The sequence below is a fragment of the Tatumella sp. JGM118 genome (genome assembly GCF_018257515.1).
Classification (GTDB): Bacteria; Pseudomonadota; Gammaproteobacteria; order Enterobacterales; family Enterobacteriaceae; genus Tatumella; species Tatumella terrea.
Genome location: NZ_JAERJR010000007.1, coordinates 1 through 20,947 on the forward strand (window position 1 = coordinate 1; position 20,947 = coordinate 20,947).

15 protein-coding genes and 1 pseudogene are annotated in these 20,947 nt (G+C 51.2%); 5 read left to right on the plus strand and 11 right to left on the minus strand.

Going from position 1 to position 20,947, the window contains the following annotated elements:
* Positions 1-222 precede the first annotated feature (222 nt).
* Complete coding sequence (gene matP / locus JK223_RS08810; protein ID WP_212713820.1) at positions 223-684, minus strand: macrodomain Ter protein MatP; 462 nt, start codon at positions 682-684, stop codon at positions 223-225.
* A gap of 170 nt (positions 685-854) precedes the next feature.
* On the opposite strand from matP, the gene JK223_RS08815 reads away from it, so the two are divergent.
* Positions 855-2,603 (plus strand): Lon protease family protein, encoded by a 1,749-nt coding sequence (locus JK223_RS08815; RefSeq protein WP_212713821.1) that lies wholly within the window; start codon positions 855-857, stop codon positions 2,601-2,603.
* A 69-nt stretch (positions 2,604-2,672) separates the two neighbouring features.
* On the plus strand, positions 2,673-3,191 hold the full coding sequence (fabA, locus tag JK223_RS08820) for a bifunctional 3-hydroxydecanoyl-ACP dehydratase/trans-2-decenoyl-ACP isomerase (protein WP_025902821.1): 519 nt from the start codon (positions 2,673-2,675) through the stop codon (positions 3,189-3,191).
* A gap of 97 nt (positions 3,192-3,288) precedes the next feature.
* Here the strand turns inward: fabA and JK223_RS17155 are convergent.
* The 7 genes and pseudogenes from JK223_RS17155 to rlmKL all read right to left on the minus strand — a co-directional run.
* A pseudogene (locus JK223_RS17155) lies at positions 3,289-3,591 on the minus strand (hypothetical protein); the annotation flags it as partial.
* 380 nt (positions 3,592-3,971) lie between these two features.
* A complete protein-coding gene (gene rmf / locus JK223_RS08830; RefSeq protein WP_212713822.1) occupies positions 3,972-4,139 on the minus strand; it encodes a ribosome modulation factor in 168 nt (55 codons plus the stop codon).
* A 256-nt stretch (positions 4,140-4,395) separates the two neighbouring features.
* Positions 4,396-4,968, minus strand: a complete 573-nt coding sequence (gene pqiC, locus JK223_RS08835) for a membrane integrity-associated transporter subunit PqiC (protein WP_212713823.1) — start codon at positions 4,966-4,968, stop codon at positions 4,396-4,398.
* A complete protein-coding gene (pqiB, locus tag JK223_RS08840) occupies positions 4,965-6,608 on the minus strand; it encodes an intermembrane transport protein PqiB (protein ID WP_212713824.1) in 1,644 nt (547 codons plus the stop codon). The genes pqiC and pqiB overlap by 4 nt, the downstream gene beginning before the upstream one ends.
* On the minus strand, positions 6,595-7,878 hold the full coding sequence (gene pqiA, locus JK223_RS08845; protein ID WP_212713825.1) for a membrane integrity-associated transporter subunit PqiA: 1,284 nt from the start codon (positions 7,876-7,878) through the stop codon (positions 6,595-6,597). Before pqiA ends, pqiB begins: the two co-directional genes overlap by 14 nt.
* Before the next feature lie 5 nt (positions 7,879-7,883).
* Complete coding sequence (locus tag JK223_RS08850; protein ID WP_212713826.1) at positions 7,884-9,800, minus strand: ABC transporter ATP-binding protein; 1,917 nt, start codon at positions 9,798-9,800, stop codon at positions 7,884-7,886.
* 6 nt (positions 9,801-9,806) lie between these two features.
* Positions 9,807-11,921, minus strand: a complete 2,115-nt coding sequence (gene rlmKL / locus JK223_RS08855; RefSeq protein WP_212713827.1) for a bifunctional 23S rRNA (guanine(2069)-N(7))-methyltransferase RlmK/23S rRNA (guanine(2445)-N(2))-methyltransferase RlmL — start codon at positions 11,919-11,921, stop codon at positions 9,807-9,809.
* A 105-nt stretch (positions 11,922-12,026) separates the two neighbouring features.
* Here rlmKL and JK223_RS08860 point away from each other — a divergent pair, with 105 nt between their 5' ends.
* Positions 12,027-13,145 carry a YcbX family protein gene (locus JK223_RS08860; protein ID WP_212713828.1) on the plus strand — a complete coding sequence of 373 codons (1,119 nt, stop codon included), beginning with the start codon at positions 12,027-12,029 and terminating at the stop codon, positions 13,143-13,145.
* Here JK223_RS08860 and JK223_RS08865 read toward each other — a convergent pair.
* The 3 genes from JK223_RS08865 to pepN all read right to left on the minus strand — a co-directional run bounded on the left by JK223_RS08865 (position 13,142) and on the right by pepN (position 17,668).
* The gene (locus JK223_RS08865; RefSeq protein WP_212713829.1) at positions 13,142-13,684 is read right to left on the minus strand and encodes a cell division protein ZapC; all 543 of its coding nucleotides are present in this window, start codon (positions 13,682-13,684) and stop codon (positions 13,142-13,144) included. The genes JK223_RS08860 and JK223_RS08865 overlap by 4 nt on opposite strands.
* 167 nt (positions 13,685-13,851) lie before the next feature.
* Complete coding sequence (pyrD, locus tag JK223_RS08870; RefSeq protein ID WP_212713830.1) at positions 13,852-14,862, minus strand: quinone-dependent dihydroorotate dehydrogenase; 1,011 nt, start codon at positions 14,860-14,862, stop codon at positions 13,852-13,854.
* Between the two features lie 190 nt (positions 14,863-15,052).
* The gene (pepN, locus tag JK223_RS08875) at positions 15,053-17,668 is read right to left on the minus strand and encodes an aminopeptidase N (protein WP_212713831.1); all 2,616 of its coding nucleotides are present in this window, start codon (positions 17,666-17,668) and stop codon (positions 15,053-15,055) included.
* Positions 17,669-17,930: 262 nt separating this feature from the next.
* Between pepN and pncB the strand changes: the two genes are divergently transcribed.
* Both pncB and asnS read left to right on the plus strand, forming a co-directional pair.
* A complete protein-coding gene (pncB, locus tag JK223_RS08880; RefSeq protein ID WP_212713832.1) occupies positions 17,931-19,136 on the plus strand; it encodes a nicotinate phosphoribosyltransferase in 1,206 nt (401 codons plus the stop codon).
* Between the two features lie 150 nt (positions 19,137-19,286).
* A complete protein-coding gene (gene asnS, locus JK223_RS08885) occupies positions 19,287-20,687 on the plus strand; it encodes an asparagine--tRNA ligase (RefSeq protein WP_212713833.1) in 1,401 nt (466 codons plus the stop codon).
* Positions 20,688-20,947: the final 260 nt, after the last annotated feature.

Here is a 20,947-nt window from a genome sequence, read left to right on the forward strand (position 1 = left end):
GATGAACTCCTGTAAAGCCCCATGTTGGTTTGTCTCCTTTTACTTGTGGTGAGTAAGCAGAGATATTCCGGCATGGGTATTCTTCAGGCTATAGCCTTACAGGATCAATCACCACCTCCCTAGGAGGTGGTTTAGGGGTGACAATAAAAAACCCCGCGAATGCGGGGTTTTTTTTGCCCTTCTGCTTTTGCCCCCCGCGCGATATCACTGCGCGAACTGCGGTTATTTTTTCTCAGGCTGCCCCAGAATAGACTCCAGGTCATGTTTCAGCGATGACATCTGACTGGCGTATTTTTCCTTACGCTCGGCATCTTCAATTAACTGAACGATGGTTTCAGATAACGTACTATGGCGGCGCCGGGCCAGTCCTGCCAGACGTTGCCAGACCAGATATTCAAGGTCTATCGACTTTTTACGGGTATGCTGATGTTCTGCATTGAAATGGCGCTTACGCCGTGCACGAATAGTCTGTTTCATTCGGTTCACTAACCCGGGATTCATATGCTGGTCAATCCACTGGTTAATATCTTCCGGCTGATGTTCAAAAGAGATAAGCCACCGCACGGCCTCCTGTGCCGCACTGTGCTCCGGATACCGGGTGATGGCTTCCCCTTCCCGATGCTTTTTCACCAGGTAGGCCCATTTCCAGCCGGACTCCAGATTTTCAAGTTGCAGATATTTCATCGGGATCTCATCATCTTCAGGTCACCGATTAAGAATAACAGTTTTTCGGGTTGCTGTAGTAAGGATTAATTATGCGGGTCACCGGAGCCGGTCGCTGTATGCCGCACTGTTTCATCCCCTTATTTTCTGTATAATCGATGGTTTATTAACTCCGGATAAATGCGATAACTTTGATCAGAACTCAACTCCCCTGGCAAGCCTTGCAGCCAGATACTTCCCGTTATCAGTCTGCCTTCACACAGTCTGTCCCGGATGAAGGTGATATCCTGTCATCCCTTCAGCCGCGATTAATGAATGCGCTGGCTTATCTGGCATGCAAACCACGTTCACCGGTACTGATAATCCGCAGTCAGGAAAATAGTGATTACCTGTCCTCTATTGCGCAGGCCTATCTGTCGGTTGATGAATCTGCTCAGGAATCACGGGGATGGAATTATCGTTCTCAGGCGGCAGGCCAGTATACCCTTACCCCGGCCCCCCCCGATACTGCCACCTTCAGACAGCAGCCCGGGGTGCATTACGCGGAGTGGATTGAAAGTGCCCAATTGTTTGGTGTCGTCCGCGGCACGCACGGTCACTGGACTCCGGAACCCGGTTTACTGCATGAAGCCAATGGTGGTGCGTTGATCCTTTCCGTGCGTACCTTAATTGCACAGCCACTGATGTGGTTGCGACTGAAAAAATTTATCTCCCGGGGATACTTCGAGTGGCTCTCCCCGGATGATAAACATCCTTTGCCCGTCTCACTGCCGGCAATACCTCTGAAGGTAAAACTGATCCTCTGCGGTGACCGGGATGCGCTGGCTGATTTCGGCGAAGAGGAGCCGGAATTTCTGGAAGATGCGCTTTACACGGAATTTGAGGGGCAGTGGCGCATCAATGACGATCAGGATATGGCTCTCTGGTGTGAAGGTGTCAGAGAGGTGGCATTACGTGAAGGGCTTCCTGCGCTGTCCGACGATGCCTGGCCATTACTTATCGGGGAAGGTTGTCGCTATACCGGTGACCAGACATTATTACCCCTTTGTCCGCGCTGGATAAACCGGCAGTTAACTGCTGCCTTTACTTATGGCGGCGAAATAACAGCACAGAGCCTGCAAGGAGCTCAGGAAGAAAGTCTGTGGCGCGAAAGCTACCTGCCGGAAAGAATGCTGGAAGAAATCGGTGAGCAACAGATTCTGATTGAGACCAGTGGCGAAGTCATCGGTCAGGTCAATGGCCTGTCTGTACTGGACTTCCCGGGGCATCCCCGCCCCTGGGGTGAACCTTCACGTATTACCTGTGTCGTGCACTATGGTGATGGTGAAGTTATGGATATTGAGCGTAAAGCGGAGCTGGGGGGTAATCTGCATGCGAAAGGGATGATGATAATCCAGGCCTATCTGATTGCAGAACTGGAGCTCGAACAGCAACTCCCCTTCAGCGCGTCGATGGTATTTGAACAATCTTATTCTGAGGTGGATGGCGATAGTGCATCACTGGCGGAACTTTGTGCCCTCATCAGTGCCTTATCCCGGCAACCGATTTCACAATCCATCGCGGTGACGGGGTCGGTTGACCAGTTCGGTAATGTTCAACCGGTGGGCGGTCTGAACGAGAAGATTGAAGGATTCTTTGCTGTCTGTGCACAACATGAACTGACCGGTGAACAAGGGGTGATCATTCCGCAAAGTAATGTCCGTCATCTTTCACTGAGCCAGGACGTTGTTGATGCCGTTAAAGCAGGTCAGTTTCATCTGTGGGCGATTGACCGTGCGGATGATGCGGTGGCTATCCTGACCGGCAAAGAGTGGCGCACGGAAGAAGAAACAGATGATCTGTTATCTCTCGTTCAGGAGCGGATTGCCCGGGCGACCCTGCCCGAACCACGACCACGCAGCGGCTTATTTCGCTGGCTGAACTGGTTCAACCAGAACTAATCGGACTTGCTCAGCGTACAGCTGTACGCTATTCTCCGTCATTCATAAATTTAAGGTTAGAAAACTGACATGGTAGAAAAACGCGAATCCTATACTAAAGAAGATCTTGCTGCCTCCGGACGCGGTGAGTTATTTGGCGAGAATGGTCCTCCATTACCTGCCGGTAATATGCTGATGATGGATCGGGTCATCAAAATGTCTGAAACAGGCGGTAATTACGACAAAGGTTTCGTTGAAGCTGAGTTAGATATTACTCCGGACTTATGGTTCTTTGCCTGCCATTTTGTCAATGACCCTGTGATGCCAGGCTGCCTGGGACTGGATGCCATGTGGCAGTTAGTCGGATTTTATCTGGGCTGGCTGGGTGCCGAAGGTAAAGGCCGCGCTCTGGGTGTCGGTGAAGTTAAATTCACGGGTCAGGTATTACCTACCGCGAAGAAAGTGACCTATAAAATTCATTTCAAACGTGTTATCAACCGTAAGCTGGTGATGGGCGTTGCAGATGGTGAAGTTTTTGTCGATGGCAAACTCATCTATACTGCCAGCGATCTGAAAGTCGGCCTGTTCAAAGATACCGGCGCATTCTGATAAACCCGCTTTATCAGAAAAAAGGGGCCTGAGGGCTAATGCCGATCGTTTAAGACGACCTGATCGATCCAGTGCATGATGTAAAAAGGGTTCATGTTCAACATGGACCCTTTTTAAATGGAACTTTCACCCTCACCGGGCATGAATCCATCTTACCGCTTCTGATGAAGTACAGCTTCTTGCAAATTTTCTCCCTGCTGAGCTGATTCCGCTGGCACTTCCTTTTACCGATACTACCACGCTCCACAAACGGAAATGACCTCTTGAGTCCATGGTATGGCTGGTCACCGGCCTGGCAGCCTTCTCCCTGATTTAACCCGGCCATTATCCGTCGACGATGATCATCAATATCATTAACAAGGTACAGCGTCTTGATGACACGCTCAGCCTCCTCGCCAGCGCTTTGGACGGGTACTCCTGAGCAGGGAAAGGGAACGGAAGTAAGAAGAGTAAGTCAGGGCCTGACAACCAGAATATCCTCTTAAAAACAATGCCGTTCACTTAAAGTGACCGCTATCAGCCTGAGGGCCATTTTTGTCTCTTCAGGGCCATGTTCGTCCTTCTGGCTGCAAGGTCCCGCAGCGGACCACTCTCAGTAAAGTGACGTGAGACAGACAATCATCTGCTGAGTTCCGGCATACGCTGTCATCAGAGTGTCATGTTTATCGGGTATTAAAAGGAAAGTGTTACCAGGGGGCATGGGGAATACTACGGGTATGATTGTTTTCACCAGGGCTCCGGCCAGCATGCAGAAGCCCTGGTTTTCTCAGGTCCTCAGGGTTAAGCAAATACTGAGCGTTCGGACATGGCTAGCCGCCATCCTCCGAGCCAATGGGAGCGCGTATCGGTCGTCTGGTAAGGACAGTTCTCCTTTGGACGTCCGGTAATCCCGGCCTGATAGCCGCGTGAATGTGCACGATCTAAGCGGTCTCTTTTTTGTCTCTTCATACCTGCTTTCCCTCATTTCGATTAAGGTGGGACGGGATAGAAAGAATTGTGGTTAATTAATGTGCAACCACCCCTTATTTCTACCGTCTCAGGCAGAAAAGATCAATCTCAAATATCGGCTTCAATTGCGGGAATTTCGCATTGCGTTTTGCGTATTGCTGCTAAGACGGGGCCTGCCCACCTCTCCGGAATTATCTGATTCAGCATTCAGCGGACAAAAAAAAACCGCCTGACGGCGGCGGTTTTTTGTGGGGAGTTACTGGCTTATCTGCTGCGCAATCTGCGCGGCTTCCTTTTGCCAGCCTGCGGACAACGTTCTGACCAGGTCCGCATAACCGTCTTTATCCTGCGAGAGAACCAGAGAAAACGGCTGACGGAACGTTTTGCTATTACTTTGCAGTATCCAGGACCCCGTGATCACAGCCTTACCATCATAACGACCGTGGAAGCCGGTGACGTTCACAGACAGCGTGTCGTAATCATTACTCCCTGTCATGGTACCGCTGACCAGCCAGCCCGGTAATTGCTGGCTGAGATTGCTGACCAGTGATTGCTGTAACTGCTGGTCCAGCGGACTGGCCCAGAGATTATTCGCCGCAATAACGTACTGCACATCACTGGTCTGATAAGCGATCCCGTTACCTGACAGATAATCTGACACAGTCACCGGCTCTACCCAAAGAGAACGGGGTGCGCCGGAGACCTGACTGACAGCAACGTCACCGCCTGCCGACGTACTGACTGCGGGTAACTGGTAGTAATGTTTATTCGCATCGCTGCTACAGGCACTGAGGAGCAGCGCAAAGCAAATAGCTAACCCTTTTTTCACTGTTTTGCCCTCTTCGGCTGTGGGTCATGACCCGGGGAGGCCTCAAATACTAAGGCATTACTTTTGTTATTTAAGGTTTTCAGCACAGGCTGCAACTGCTGCAGAACCTGATCCAGCCGCTGCATGTCTCCGACCAGCTTGTTGTAAGCCGGTGAACCAGGCTGAAGTCCTTTCAGACTGCGGTTAAGATCACGTAATGTCTGCTGCATATCTGCCGGTAATGTTTTCATTGCCGGACTGCCGGTAATTTTATTCACATTATCCAGAGTAGTTTGTAACTCACGCAGTGTTTTCTGACTTTGTCTCAGCGTACCGGTCGCTTCCGTCAGCATCGGTGCCAGTGGCAGTTTGTCCACCTTGTCCAGAATGCTCATGACTTTCTGCTGCAACTGGTTCAGTCCGCCCGCGACCGTCGGGATCACTTCATAACCCGCGACGCTATCAGGCCCGCTGAACTGCGGCGCATTATTGTAGAAGTCTAAATCGACATACAATGCCCCGGTGATCAGGTTTGCCGTTTTCAGGCTGGCCCTTAGTCCATGCTGACGCCCTTCCTGCAGGTGCTGCTGCAGGTTAAAGTTATCTCCGACACTGGCCGCAAAGCGGTCCGGCTCTATCCTGATGAGGACCGGGATACGGTAGTCATTACCCAGTTTTTCATATTTGCCCGGCATGATGTAAGGCACTTTCGCTACGGTACCCAGACGAATACCCCGAAATTCCACCGGTGCACCGGCTTGCAGACCGCGGATCGACTCATTGAAGAACATCAGGAAGTCGGTATGACGCGTGTACATGGATTCCTGAATAGAGTTATGGTCATCATACAGATGGTATTCCGCGTGGTTCTTCGCCGGCTCTCCGAGGGTCGCCCCGTCCGGAACTTCAAAGCTGACACCACCGCTGAATAAAGTCGTCAGTGATCCCATCTCTACCCGCATCCCGGAAGCAGACATATCCACCGCAATACCGCTGTCCTTCCAGAAACGCACATTGGTCGTCACCAGACGATCGTAAGGTGCCTGAATAAACAGTTCATAGCTCATAAGACGTTTATCGGTATCGAATTTACTGGTTTCGACCGAGCCGACACGATATCCACGGAACAGCACCGGATCACCGGCATTCAGTTGTCCGGCTTTCATGCTGTCCAGCGTAATACGAATACCTTTGGCATCCGGTGGTGCCAGAGGAGGAGCATCGAGCAACTGATAATGGTCCGGTTCATCGCCTTTGGTACCGGCCTGGAGTTCAATATAGGACCCGGACAACAAGGTGCCCAGCCCGGTGATCCCTTCACGGCCAATCTGGGGTTTAACCGTCCAGAAGACTGAATCCTGATGCAGCATTTTCTCCATGCCATTATTCAGCCGGGCTTTGATTTCCACCTGTTTCAGGTCGTCACTCAGTTTGGCACTCTCCACCATTCCGATATCAACGCTGCGGCTTTTAATGGTCGTTTTGCCGGGAACTATCCCTTCGGCATTACTGGTTATCAGAGTGACTTCCGGCCCCTGATGGGAGAAATGATAAAATAGTATCCATCCGCCAATCAGCAGCGTGACAATCGGCACTATCCATACCGGTGACCATCTCTTGATATTTTCTACACGGACTGTTTCGTGATTATTCTGTTTCAACACCAGATTCCTCAACACGATTTTCGGTTTCACGGTCCCACAACAAACGAGGATCAAATGTCAGTGCGGCGAACATCGTTAAAATAACGACGGTAGCAAACAATAGTGCGCCCGGAGCAGGTGTGATATTCATCAGCCCTCCCATGCGCACCAGTGAAGATAAGATGGCGATCACAAACACATCAATCATAGACCAGCGTCCGACGAATTCGACCACGTCATACACCAGATGCATCTTCTCATTGTCCCGTCGTCCCCTGCCACTGGCATTCCAGCTGAGCCAGCCAATAGCCAGTATTTTCAGCGTTGGCACCATAATACTGGCAATAAAGATAATCATCGCCACCGGGTATGAGCCATCGCTCCAGAGGAGCACAACCCCGGCCATGATGTTTGAAGGATAAGTCGATCCCAGCGCACTGGTCACCATAATAGGCATAATATTCGCCGGCACATAAATCATTACCGATGTCAGTAATAATGCCAGTGTCCATTGCAGGCTCTGTCGTTTACGGGCCTCCCCGCGGGTGAAGCATCGCGGACAGGTACGCCTATCCACCGGTAAGATGGCGGTACAGCAGGGACAGGCGCGCATGCCCTGCGCCAGTCCGCTGACCCCTGCAACCGGGGTTTTAAAGGCCGGCAGTTCCGGCTGGATATGGAGCCAGAGTTGCCGCTTATCGACACACTGAAAGGCCCTGAGCTGAAGAATACAGAACAGGCACCAGGGCCAGAAACTGATCCCCAGGCCAATTTCACCGTAGGCCATCAGTTTCACAAAACTGACCAGTACCCCGGCCATAAAGATCTCAGCCATTCCCCAGTTACGCAGATGGAAAAATCCCCGTCCCAGCATGACGCGTAAACCGTGCGGCATTTTTACCCGGTTCACCAGCAGAAGCAGGATCACCAGACAACAGGCAGGGATTACCTGTACCAGCATTAAAAAGATGAATGCCAGCGGGCTGAAATCATCGGAAACCATAATATCCGGTATCCGGGTCAGGGAAATTTCACTGCTTATTCCCGCCACGTGCATACTGATAAACGGGAATAAATTCGCCAGTACCAGCATGAGCAGTGCCGAGATGCTATAGACGGTTGGCCGGACACCAGGGTCCGGCCAGCGCATAGACAATGTGGAATGACAGCGTGGACACACCGCTTTTTTCCCCGTACTCAGGGCTGGTAAGCGGCAGGCCAGGTCACATTGCGGACACAGAACCCATGTGTCTGCATCACTAAGCTGCTCACACCGGGTTATGTTCATGGGGGTTATGCTCCGTTTCTCATATTTTCGAGGGTTTCCCAGCGGGCAAAGGCCTCTTCCAGCGCCTGCTCGGTGGCCGTGAGTTGTTCTGTCGCTGCCCGCACTTTATCCTGCGGCTGAGTGAAGAAATCAGGCTCGCTCATTTGCGCTTGCAGCTCACCAATCTGCGTTTCCAGCTGTTCCAGCTTCTGCGGCAACTGTTCCAGTTCACGTGCCAGGTTATAGCTGAGTTTGGCCGGTTTTGCGGCATTTTTTTCGGTATTTTTTACCGGTTTATCTGCGCTGCTGGCCGGTTTCGGACTGACTGTTTTTTTGGTCTGCAGATAGGCCGCACGCTGTAACTGCGCATCATGATAGCCCCCCACAAAGCGGCCAATCTCACCGTTGCCTTCAAAAATCCAGCAATCTGTCACGGTATTATCCACAAACTGACGATCATGGCTGACCAGCAGGATGGTTCCCTGGTAACCGTCGATCAGCTCTTCCAGCAATTCCAGCGTTTCAACATCCAGATCATTGGTCGGTTCATCCAGAATCATTAAATTGCTGGGTTTCAGGAACAATTTTGCCAGTAACAGGCGATTACGCTCACCTCCGGAGAGGGCACGGACCGGTGTCATTGCACGTTTAGGGTGGAACAGGAAGTCCTGCAGGTAGCCCAGCACATGGCGGGGTTTACCGTTCACCATCACTTCCTGCTTACCTTCTGCCAGGTTATCCATGACCGTACGGTCCGGATCCAGCTCTGCCCTGTGCTGATCAAAGTAAGCGACTTCCAGTTTGGTTCCGCTGTGTACCCGACCGCTGTCTGCGGCTATATCACCGAGCATCAGGCGTAACATCGTGGTTTTACCGCAACCGTTCGCGCCGATCAGTGCAATTTTGTCGCCACGCTGGACCTGCGCTGAAAAATCGTTAACCAGTGACCGCCCTTCCACCTGGTAACTGACGTTTTCCAGTTCAAAGACAATTTTTCCGGAACGTGAGGCTTCTTCCACCTGCATATTCGCTTTACCCATCACTTCGCGACGTTCGGAACGTTCACGACGTAACGCTTTCAGGGCGCGGACACGACCTTCATTACGGGTACGACGCGCTTTGATCCCCTGACGGATCCACACTTCTTCCTGTGCCAGTTTGCGGTCGAATTCTGCGTTTTGCTGTTCCTCAACCCGCAGGGCTTCTTCTTTACCGAGCACAAAATTATCGTAATCTCCGGGCCAGGAGACCAGTTTACCGCGATCCAGATCCACAATACGGGTAGCCATATTGCGGATAAACGAACGGTCGTGGGAGATGAAGACAATGCTGCCACTGAATGTTTTCAGGAACGTCTCAAGCCAGTCAATGGTTTCGATATCCAGGTGGTTAGTCGGTTCATCCAGCAGTAAGACTTTCGGGTTACTGACCAGAGCACGGCCGAGCGCGGCTTTACGTAACCATCCACCGGATAACGAAGACAGCTCAGTTTCCGGGCTCAGACCGATATTCTGTAAAACATCGTTAATCCGGCTTTCCAGCTGCCAGAGATTATGGTGGTCCAGCAGCGATTGCAACCGGGCCATTTCATTAAGATTTTTCTCGCTCGGATCCTCCATGACCTGATGAGAAATGGCGTGGTAGGCTTTCAGATATTGCGCCTGATCCGCGACACCTTCCGCCACAAAGTCATAGACCGAACCGGTGATATTACGCGGCGGATCCTGTTGCAGTCGGGCTACCACCAGATCCTGCTCGTACACAATACGGCCATCATCCAGCGCGATTTCCTGGTTGATGATCTTCATCAGGGTGGACTTACCGGCACCATTACGGCCGACCAGACAGACACGCTCATTTTCTTCGATGTGTAACTCAGTGTTATCCAGTAATGGCGCATCACTGAACGATAACCAGGCATTATGTATACTGATTAAAGACATAACTATTTATTCCTTACCCGTGCCAGTGATCAGCCAGCAATTATGAATATGTTTATTTCTGGCAAAATCCTGTGAGAGGGTTTTTTGCGTAATTTCCTGCGCCTGAAGACCCAGTGCAGCCAGCGCGTCATGATCCATTTTGAATCCGCGCTTATTGTTAGAGAACATAATAGTCCCGCCACGACGCAGGAGCCGTTTCAGAGAGCGCATCAGTTCCGGATGATCGCGCTGAACATCAAAGCTCTCTTCCATCCGCTTAGAGTTGGAGAAGGTTGGCGGATCGATAAAGATCAGATCAAACGTCTCGGTCGCATTTTCCAGCCAGCTGAGACAGTCTGACTGTATAAGCCGATGTGCCCGTCCGGATAAACCGTTCAGTTGCAGATTGCGCTCAGCCCACTCCAGATAGGTCCGTGACATATCCACCGTGGTGGTTGACCGTGCACCGCCCAGCCCCGCATGGACACTGGCACTGCCGGTATAGGCAAACAGGTTAAGGAAGTCTTTCCCCTGACTCATTTCACCTAACATATGACGCGCAATCCGGTGGTCAATAAACAGTCCGGTATCCAGGTAATCCGTCAGGTTGACCAGGAAACGGGCATTATATTCTTTGACTTCAAAAAACTCGCCTTTATCAGAGAGTTTCTGATACTGGCTTTTCCCGCGCTGACGTTCACGGGTTTTCAGTACCAGACGGTTTGCCGGGATCTCCAGCACATTCAATGTCGCGCTGATCACATCGAATAAGCGTTGTCTGGCTTTTTGTGCATCGACGGTTTTCGGCGGTGCATATTCCTGAATCACGACCCGATCCGCATAGCGGTCGACCGCAATATTATATTCCGGCAGATCGGCATCATAAATGCGGTAGCAATCAATGCCTTCCTGTCTGGCCCATTTATCCAGCTTTTTCACGTTCTTACGCAGGCGATTCGCATAGTCTTCCGCTATTTCGCCCTGACGTGCAGACGCACCGCTCATCAGCTGGTAGTTTTTCTGTATACAGTCGAGCGGGCCGTTTTTCGCTTTAAACTGACGTTCCGCCCGCAGTTGCAGGCAGCTCAGTAACTCCGGCGACCCACTGAAGAGGGATAATTTCCAGCCGCCGAACTCATTCTTCACAATACGTCCCAGCTGACTGTGCAGGGCTATCAGTGCCGGTTCGCTTTCCAGACGTTCCCCGTACGGTGGGTTACTGAGCAGCGTTCCCTTTTCTTCTTCAGGTAAGGTGTTTTTCAGCTGTAAAACATCCTGCTGCTTAAACGTAATAAACGCATTCATCCCCGCTTTACGGGCATTCGCCTGCGCCCGCTGGATCAAAGACGGGTCGTTATCAAAGCCATAAAAACGAACTTTTTTCCCCTGCATCGCCCGGCCGGCGCGCGCGCGCGCTTCACTCACCACTTCCTGCCACAGCGCGTCGTTATGTCCTTTCCAGGCCAGGAAGCCCCAGTGTTCACGGTTCAGGCCCGGAGCACGATCCGCCGCGATCATCGCCGCTTCAATCAACAGGGTACCTGAACCACACATCGGGTCGATCATCGGTGTGCCTGGCTGCCAGCCGGAACGCATTACCACCGCCGCCGCCAGGTTTTCCTTCATCGGCGCCTGACCCGTCTGCTGACGGTAATTACGCTGATGCAATGCATCTCCGCTCAAATCCAGAGAGATACTGACTTTATCTTTATTCAGCCAGGCATGGATGCGGATATCGGGATTGTCACGGTTAACGTCCGGGCGCGGCAGATTTTTACGGGTGAAGCTATCGACAATGGCGTCCTTGATCCGCAGTGCACCGAACTGGCTGTTACGGATCACCTCATTGGTCCCGTTAAAATGCACGACAAATCCCTGATGGCTGTCAAACAGTTCAGTCCAGGGAATCGACTGGGCACCGACGTATAAATCGAGATCGCTCCACAAGCCAAACTCTCCTAATGGCAGCAGGATGCGCGATGCAAGGCGGCTCCACATCAGGCTCTGGTAAAGCGTTTTATCATCGCCCTGATAGTGAACACCTCCCGGCACCAGCTGGATATCCTGAGCACCCAGCGATTCCAGCTCAGTTTTTAATAGTTCTTCCAGCCCACGGCCTGTACTGGCAAAAAGAGAATTCATAATTTTTAGGTCTGCTTAATTGAAAATAGTTGCGCATTATAGCGAATCACAGCGCTATGTCATAAAGTTAGCTTCTTTTTGAAAAGTTACCTCACGGGTTCCCCTATGATTAGTTTATCGCGGTTATTTATTCATCCGGTTAAATCCATGCGTGGCACTGCGGTTTCCCAGTCGCTGGTCCGTCCCGCCGGGCTTGCCTGGGATCGATTGTTTATGATCACGGATACCGAAGGCACCTTCATTACCGCACGCCGTTTTCCTGAGATGGTCCTCTTTACGCCGCTGATCATGGCTGAAGGTCTCTTTTTGCAGGCAAATGACGGCAGTCAGGCTTTGGTCCGGTTCGATGAATTCAGTGACGGCGGGGAAACGACCGAGGTCTGGGGATCACATTTTGATGCTTATATTGCCCCGGAAAGCATCAACCGCTGGCTGAGTACGTTTTTCCCCCATCCGGTTCAGTTACGCTGGATAGGTGAAAACCCGGCCCGTCGCGTTAAACGTGCTCCGGAAGTGCCGCTGGGGTTCGCCGATGGGTACCCTTTTCTGCTGATCAACGACGCTTCATTCTATGATTTACAAAATCGCTGTCCTGCCGGGGTCCGTATCGAGCAATTCCGCCCGAATCTGGTCGTCAGCGGCGCACCGGCCTGGGATGAAGATCAATGGGCAGTGATCCGTGTCGGTGAGGTGACATTTGATGTTGCCAAACCCTGCAGTCGCTGTGTGCTGACCACGGTCAGTACTGAACGGGGAGTGGCTCATCCGTCAGGAGAGCCGATGAGGACCCTGAAGACGTTCAGACAGGCGGCCGATGATAGCGGTGATATCGATTTCGGTCTGAATCTGATGGCACGTAACAGTGGAGTGATCCGTTGCGGCGATAGCGTTGTCATCCTGGCCCGTAAACCGGCCCGTCTCTATGCTGAACATACTCCGGAGAACACCACTGCCACGACACCCGCCGCCGCGACCACGATCGATATTACCTGTCAGGGTAAAACCTTCCGCGGCAACAATCAGCAGATTTTGCTGGAACAGCTTGAAAATGCCGGTTTACGGATCCCGTATTCCTGCCGGATGGGGTCATGTGGCTGCTGCAGGCTGACATTAGAAAGCGGAGACGTTACTCCGCTGAATGCCGGGGCAGTCGACGGTAACACCCTGCTGAGTTGCAGTTGTATTCCGCAGAGTTCAATCGTTCTCGGGGAAAACCCGCGTTAAACCACCTGGTCGAAGCAGAGTTCCGCGACAGGTTCATAAGGACGTAACCTGTCGTTCATGATTTTAATCGCCTCACCCAGTAACAGCGTTTTACCGGCCAGCAGTAATGACGTCTGAGCAAGAACACAAAGAGTCGCGCTGGTTCCGGCTTCGACAACCAGAAAACGCACCGGCTCCTGCGTGTCAGATAACAGTGCCTCAACCAGTTGCCCGGCTTCCGGCGCACAGCCCGCATGACAGGCGGTAAAGTGCCAGCTTTTGGGCATCAGGGGTTTAAGGAAGCGTCCGGCCACCAGCGCATTCAGGACCAATTCTGCCCGTTGCTGATGACTGAAATCCGCATCGCGGCAACGTTCTTCAAAATTAAAAAAACCGGCAGCATCATCAACACAAAATTTCTGCGATTCGAAAGCATCGGGCGTCAGCATTTTTTTGGAAAAACGCGAACGGAAATGCAATCCCTCGGTTAGATCCAGCATTAATCTGTCCTGCTTCTCATCATAATACCAGTGCCAGCGATCGTCAGGTTTCAATGTCATTTATGGTGCCTCTTAAATTTACGGCAAATATACCGTTGCCTGAATATCCTTCTTTCAGGACTCAATAATAAACAGCCAGGCAGGCCAGCCATCCCTGATCTGAACAAAATATAAACGAGCCAGAGACGTAAATAAACCCCTCTGGCTAAATAATCTGCTTTTTGTGGTTAAATGTTCTTCACAATATCTTTAATCAGACCCGGTCCTTTATAAATAAACCCGGAATAGATTTGGATGAGCGATGCACCCGCCGCTAATTTTTCTTTCGCCGCCATTAATGAATCAATGCCGCCGACACCAATAATTGGCAGTCGTCCCGCTAATTCCTGGTTCAGACGATGAATAATTTGTGTGCTTTTAAGCTGTACCGGACGACCGCTCAATCCGCCACTCTCTCCGGCATGTTTCAGCCCTTCCACCAGTGATCGATCCAGCGTGGTATTCGTTGCAATCACGCCATCAATATTATGTCTGACCAGGCTATCCGCGACCTGGATCAATTCTTCTTCCGAAAGATCCGGCGCGATCTTTACCGCCACCGGGACGTATTTAAGATGCCGCTTCTGAAGTTCCTGCTGTTTATTTTTAATTGCCGATAACAAATCATCCAGTGCTTCACCGTACTGCAGCGTACGTAAACCCGGAGTATTCGGGGATGAAATATTCACCGTGATATACCCGGCATGCGCATAGGTTTTTTCCATGCAGATCAGATAATCGTCTTTGCCCTGTTCGACCGGGGTATCTTTATTTTTACCAATATTGATACCGATGATCCCTTTAAACTGCGCTTTTTTGACGTTCTCAACCAGATGATCCACACCGAGATTATTAAATCCCATCCGGTTAATAATCCCTTCGGCCTCAACTAAACGGAAAAGGCGGGGTTTATCATTGCCGGCTTGCGGACGCGGAGTGACGGTTCCGACTTCAACAAAACCGAAGCCCATCATGCCAAAGGCATCGATACATTCACCATTTTTATCTAATCCGGCGGCCAGGCCCAGCGGATTATCGAATTGTAATCCCATACAACTTACCGGACGCGACGGTACACGTTGATGCACGAGGCGTTCAAAGGGTGTGCCACGAATCAGTTTCAACTGGTTAATCGTCAGTTCATGGGCCCGTTCGGGATCGAGCTGAAACAGGGCAGGACGGATGATTGGATATAACATGCACTCTCCTGGATGCTGTGGTCGCGCGCCGGGCTATCGCCCGTGCTTATTTTGCGCCGGAATGGTAATGAGCTTTCGGGAAAAAGTAAATTTCCCTGAATCGCCCGCCGTAATATCAAAAAGCAGAACATTGACTGAATGAAAAAAAACCACCCGGTAACAGGTGGTTTCAGCGTTATTTCATCACTGACTATGCCGCCAGGGCTTTGGTGATTTTTTCATATAAATCACGGGAGAGATTATCGAGGCCTTTGAGTTCCTCAAGTGCCTCTCTCATCAGTTGCTGGCGCTGACTGTCATAACGTTTCAGACGGATCAGAGGTTCGATAAGCCTTGCCGCAATTTGCGGGTTACGTTTATTCAGATCTTTCAGCATCCGGGTGAGGAAGCGGTATCCGCTACCGTCGGTGGCATGAAAAGCTGCAGGGTTAGCCGAGGCAAAAGCACCAATCAGCGAACGCACACGGTTCGGGTTGGTCATGGTAAATGAGCGATGGTTCAGCAGACCTTCCACGCGCGCCAATACATCCGCAGCCGGACTGGTGGCCTGCAGAACAAACCATTTATCCATCACCAGACCATCCTGATGCCAGCGCTCGTCCCATTGTCCCAGCAGTTCATCGGCACATGGCAGTTGTGCACTCACTGCCGCATTCAGCGCTGCCAGTGCATCTGTCATATTGTTGGCCTGCTGATACTGCTGGCGTACCAGGGTATCTGCTTCTTCCGGCTGACCGAAGGCCAGATAGCTCAGACAGACGTTTTTAAGTGCCCGCTTACCAATATCTTCCTGAACCACTTTATATTCACCGCACTGGTTTTCACGGTAACCTTCACGCAACTCTGACTGCAGTTCTTTCGCCAGCGTTCTGATAATGGCTGTTCTGACGGCGGCGATAGCTATCGGGTCAATGAGTTCAAACCATTCCGCCATCTCATTTTCAGAAGGCAGGCTCAGGATAAGCGCCGTCAATGCCGGGTCACGCCCTTTATCGGCCAGTACGGAACGGAAAGCTTCTGCAACGTGTTGTGGCAGCGACAGTGGCTGCTTCTGACGGAAACGTAGCACGTTCAGTTTCACATAGGTGGCCAGCAGGCTCTGTGCCGCATCCCAGCGGGAAAAGTCATTGCGTGCATGGCGCATCAGGAAGGTCAGTTGCGCGTCACTCCACTGATAATCCAGTTTTACCGGTGCCGAGAACTCCCGCAGCAACGACGGGACCGGCTGGAAGTAGACATTATCAAACACAAACGTCTGCTCAGCTTCGGTCACATCCAGCACGGATGACACTGGCTTACCCTGGTACTGCAGTGGAATGATGTTGCCTTCACCGTCATAAAGTTCGATATCCAGCGGAATATGTAATGGCAGCTTTTCTTTCTGATCGGCCGTTGCCGGTGTGTGTTGCTTTACATGCAGTTTATAGACTTCATGGTGCGGGTCATATTCATCACTGACGGTCAGCACCGGTGTACCGGACTGACTGTACCAGCGGCGGAATTGTGTCAGACTGACGCCGGACGCATCTTCCATCGCCTGCACGAAGTCATCACAGGTAGCGGCGCTGCCGTCATGACGCTGGAAATAAAGTTTGATACCTTTCTGGAATTTTTCTTCGCCCAGTAACGTATGCATCATGCGGATCACTTCCGATCCCTTTTCGTAGACGGTCAGGGTGTAGAAATTATTCATTTCCATCACCTGATCCGGACGGATCGGATGGGCCATCGGGCTGGCATCTTCCGCGAACTGAGCGCCACGCATCACCCTGACATTTTCGATCCGGTTTACCGGACGCGACCCCAGATCAGAGCTGAACTCCTGATCACGGAAGACGGTAAGCCCTTCTTTCAGACTCAGCTGGAACCAGTCACGGCAGGTCACACGGTTACCGGTCCAGTTATGGAAATATTCGTGACCGATAACGGCTTCAATACCGAGGTAATCTTTATCGGTCGCCGTTTCGGCTTTCGCCAGCACATATTTGGAGTTAAAGACGTTCAGACCTTTATTCTCCATCGCCCCCATATTGAAGAAGTCGACGGCAACAATCATGAAAATATCCAGATCGTATTCGAGGTCAAATCGCTCTTCGTCCCACTTCATACTCTGCTTCAGCGAGGTCATCGCCCAGTCAGCCCTGTCGAGGTTACCCTGATCGACAAAGATTTCTAAAGCGACATCACGGCCTGAACGCGTGGTAAAGGTATCGCGTAAGACATCAAATTCGCCGGCCACCAGCGCAAACAAGTAGCACGGTTTAGGGAACGGGTCCTGCCATTTTACCCAATGACGCCCCTCTCCGCAGTCACCTGAAGCAATGCGGTTACCGTTCGACAGTAAATACGGATATTTCTTTTTATCGGCTTCAATAGTGGTCGTGAAACGCGCCAGTACATCCGGGCGGTCAGTATACCAGGTAATATGGTGGAAACCTTCGGCTTCACATTGAGTACACAACGCCTCACCGGATTTATACAGTCCTTCCAGCGCGGTATTTTGATCCGGGTGGATAGTGTTGACTATCTTCAGGGTAAATTCAGCCGGGACGCCCCGTACCGTCAGCAAGCCTTCTTCAATGCTGTACTCCTGCCACGCTTGCCCGTCAATCTCCAGGCTTTCCAGCGTCAGGGATTCCCCCTGCAGGACCAGGTCTGTCGCCTGCTCATTCAGACGTTTCACCTGGCTGACCGCCGTAACACGGGTCTGTTGCTCATCGAGAATAAATGAGAGATCAATATCGGTGATAGTGAAATCCGGCGCGCTGTAATCGTGGCGATATTTAATTTGCGGTTGATCTGTCATAAATTTTTCCCGGTCATAAAAAAAATACACTCGTCATGAGTTTATGCTTCTTAGCGGGCTGTTTCCAGATGCAAAGCGCCTGTCGGTAAATTCTCTCCATTTATTTAACAATAAGCACCGTTGAGTAACGACCGGCAGCGGCAGATATGCTGTGATCTGATTCACTTTTCATCAGATAGCGTTATACTGGAATTGTTGTTTAATATTCTTAACACTCTCTGACCAGGCCTGGCGCCGCAGACTTAGGATGCAGATACGCACCATGAAACGATATGCTTCCCCGATAATCACATCACTGCTGGATACTGATGCGTATAAACTGCACATGCAGCAAGCGGTTTACCATCGCTACCGTGATCTGTCGGTCACTGCCGGGTTTCGTTGTCGTGGGGACGACGTGCCGGGCCATTATGCCGGTGAGCTCCGTCAGCAGATTGATCAGATGCAATCACTCGCACTCACTGACACGGAGTACCTCTATCTGTCCGGTTTACCGTTCTTTACTGCGGACTATTTGCAATGGCTGAAAGCGTTCCGTTTTAAACCTGAGCAGGTGGATGTGCGTGATCAGCAGGGTAAGCTCAGCATTACATTACGCGGTCCCTGGGCAGAGGTTATCCTGTGGGAAATCCCGCTACTCGCGCTGATAAGCGAGCTGGTCCACCGGGATAAGACTCCCTGTATCGGTGTGGACCAGGCCCTGAGCACTCTGCACGAAAAACTGAGCGCATTCCGTCAGGCCTCAGCGGATATGGATATCTCACGTTTCAGGCTGATGGATTTCGGCACACGCCGGCGCTATTCGCGACAGGTTCAGCACGCGATTGTCGAAACACTGCAGCAGGAAGTTCCCTGGCTTTCGGGGACCAGTAACTATGATCTCGCCAGACGACTGAACATTTCCCCGGTGGGCACCCAGGCACATGAATGGTTTCAGGCCCATCAGCAAATCAGCCCGGAGCTGGCCTCCAGTCAGCGGGTCGCTTTACAAGCCTGGCTGGACGAATATCCCGACCAGCTGGGGATTGCATTGACGGATTGTATTACTACGGATGCTTTCCTGCGCGATTTCGACCTCAATTTTGCCAGCCGCTATCAGGGCCTGCGTCACGATTCCGGTGAACCGGTAGAATGGGGTGAAAAAGTGATCGCCCATTACCGGAAACTCGGCATCGACCCGCAAACCAAAACACTGGTGTTCTCTGATAACTTAACGCTGGATAAAGCGCTGGCGCTCTACCGGCATTTCGATCCTCAGGTCAGAGTCGTTTTCGGTATCGGGACCCGCCTGACCTGTGATATCCGGGGTGTCACGCCGCTCAATATCGTGATTAAGCTGGTCAGCTGCAACGGTAAACCGGTCGCTAAATTGTCCGACAGCCCGGGCAAAACAATTTGTCATGACCCGTCATTTGTCCGGGCACTTCAGAAAGCGTTCGAGTTGCCTCCGGTCAGACAGGCCAGTTAATGCTGGCCTCAGGAGAACGGACTCTCCTTCCCCTTCACTATGAAATCGCCGACAGTGCGTAATTTTTCTTGTTTCCTGTGAACTCACAAGTAACATATCCGTTTTCCCCGCCAGGGGCATTTATAAACATTATTGAATAGAGAGATAATTATGAGCGTAGTGCCTGTAGTGGACGTACTGCAAGGCCGGGTTGCTGTTGACAGTGAAGTCACAGTACGCGGCTGGGTCCGTACCCGTAGAGATTCCAAAGCCGGTCTTTCTTTTATCGCCATTTATGACGGTTCCTGCTTTAATCCTGTTCAGGCTGTTGTTAATAATTCGCTTAATAATTATCAGGACGACGTCTTACATCTGACCACCGGCTGTTCTGTCATTGTCACCGGAAAAGTCGTGGAATCTCCGGGACAGGGACAGGCCTTTGAAATTGTTGCCACAGCCCTTGAAGTTACCGGCTGGGTCGAAGATCCGGATAGCTATCCGATGGCGGCAAAACGCCACAGCATCGAATACCTTCGTGAGGTCGCCCACCTTCGCCCGCGTACTAACCTGATCGGCGCGGTCGCACGCGTGCGTCATACGCTGGCGCAGGCCATCCACCGCTTTTTCCACGAGCAGGGATACTTCTGGGTATCTACGCCGCTGATCACCGCGTCGGATACTGAAGGCGCCGGCGAAATGTTCCGCGTATCCACACTGGACCTTGAGAACCTGCCCCGCACCGATAAAGGTCAGGTGGATTTCAGTGAAGACTTTTTTGGTAAAGAGTCTTTCCTGACCGTCTCCGGTCAGCTGAACGGCGAAACCTATGCCTGTGCGTTATCAAAAATTTATACTTTTGGTCCGACATTCCGCGCAGAAAACTCGAACACCAGTCGTCACCTTGCTGAATTCTGGATGATCGAACCGGAAATTGCCTTCGCTTCTCTGGATGATGCCGCAGGTCTGGCCGAAGCGATGCTGAAATATGCATTTAAAGCCGTACTGGCTGAACGGGCTGACGATATGGCTTTCTTTGCCGAACGTGTCGATAAAGAAGCCATCGAGCGACTGGAGAAATTCGTTTCAGCGGATTTCGCACAGATCGATTATACCGATGCTATCGATATTCTGCTGAAGAGCGGTCAGACGTTCGAAAACCCGGTCTCCTGGGGAATCGATCTCTCCTCAGAACATGAACGCTTCCTGGCAGAAAAACATTTCTGCGCGCCGGTTGTGGTGAAAAACTACCCGAAAGACATCAAAGCCTTCTATATGCGATTGAACGACGACGGTAAAACTGTCGCGGCCATGGACGTGCTGGCTCCGGGTATCGGCGAAATCATCGGGGGTTCACAACGTGAAGAGCGTCTTGATGTCTTCGATGAACGTCTGGCAGAGATGGGCCTGAATAAAGAAGACTACTGGTGGTATCGTGACCTGCGTCGCTACGGCACCGTTCCGCATTCAGGATTTGGCCTGGGCTTTGAGCGTTTGATCGCCTATGTCACCGGTGTACAGAATGTAAGAGATGTTATTCCCTTCCCGCGGACACCACGTAACGCAAATTTCTAATTGTCAATTAATCAATAACAATTTCATATAGATAATAAAGCCGGCTTCTGCCGGCTTTATTACTTTCTGAAATATTGATTCATCTCACAAAGTTCCGCAAAATTTACATTTTGTAATACATATTTTCTATTTGAAACCAGAACTCTGGTTTTGTAGCATATTCGCGCTAGAAATAGCACCGTATGAATGGAAAGATGCCTCAGACACATAAAGACACCAAACTTCATTAATAGTTCTTGTAAAGAATTGTTGACAGTAGT

Excerpts from the sequence above, each read along its gene's own strand:
- matP (WP_212713820.1), bottom strand. The coding sequence starts at position 684 with ATGAAATATCTGCAACTTGAAAATCTGGAGTCCGGCTGGAAATGGGCC.
- fabA (WP_025902821.1), top strand. The coding sequence starts at position 2,673 with ATGGTAGAAAAACGCGAATCCTATACTAAAGAAGATCTTGCTGCCTCC.
- rmf (WP_212713822.1), bottom strand. The coding sequence starts at position 4,139 with ATGAAGAGACAAAAAAGAGACCGCTTAGATCGTGCACATTCACGCGGC.
- pqiA (WP_212713825.1), bottom strand. The coding sequence starts at position 7,878 with ATGAACATAACCCGGTGTGAGCAGCTTAGTGATGCAGACACATGGGTT.
- JK223_RS08850 (WP_212713826.1), bottom strand. The coding sequence starts at position 9,800 with ATGTCTTTAATCAGTATACATAATGCCTGGTTATCGTTCAGTGATGCG.
- rlmKL (WP_212713827.1), bottom strand. The coding sequence starts at position 11,921 with ATGAATTCTCTTTTTGCCAGTACAGGCCGTGGGCTGGAAGAACTATTA.
- JK223_RS08860 (WP_212713828.1), top strand. The coding sequence starts at position 12,027 with ATGATTAGTTTATCGCGGTTATTTATTCATCCGGTTAAATCCATGCGT.
- JK223_RS08865 (WP_212713829.1), bottom strand. The coding sequence starts at position 13,684 with ATGACATTGAAACCTGACGATCGCTGGCACTGGTATTATGATGAGAAG.
- pyrD (WP_212713830.1), bottom strand. The coding sequence starts at position 14,862 with ATGTTATATCCAATCATCCGTCCTGCCCTGTTTCAGCTCGATCCCGAA.
- pepN (WP_212713831.1), bottom strand. The coding sequence starts at position 17,668 with ATGACAGATCAACCGCAAATTAAATATCGCCACGATTACAGCGCGCCG.
- pncB (WP_212713832.1), top strand. The coding sequence starts at position 17,931 with ATGAAACGATATGCTTCCCCGATAATCACATCACTGCTGGATACTGAT.
- asnS (WP_212713833.1), top strand. The coding sequence starts at position 19,287 with ATGAGCGTAGTGCCTGTAGTGGACGTACTGCAAGGCCGGGTTGCTGTT.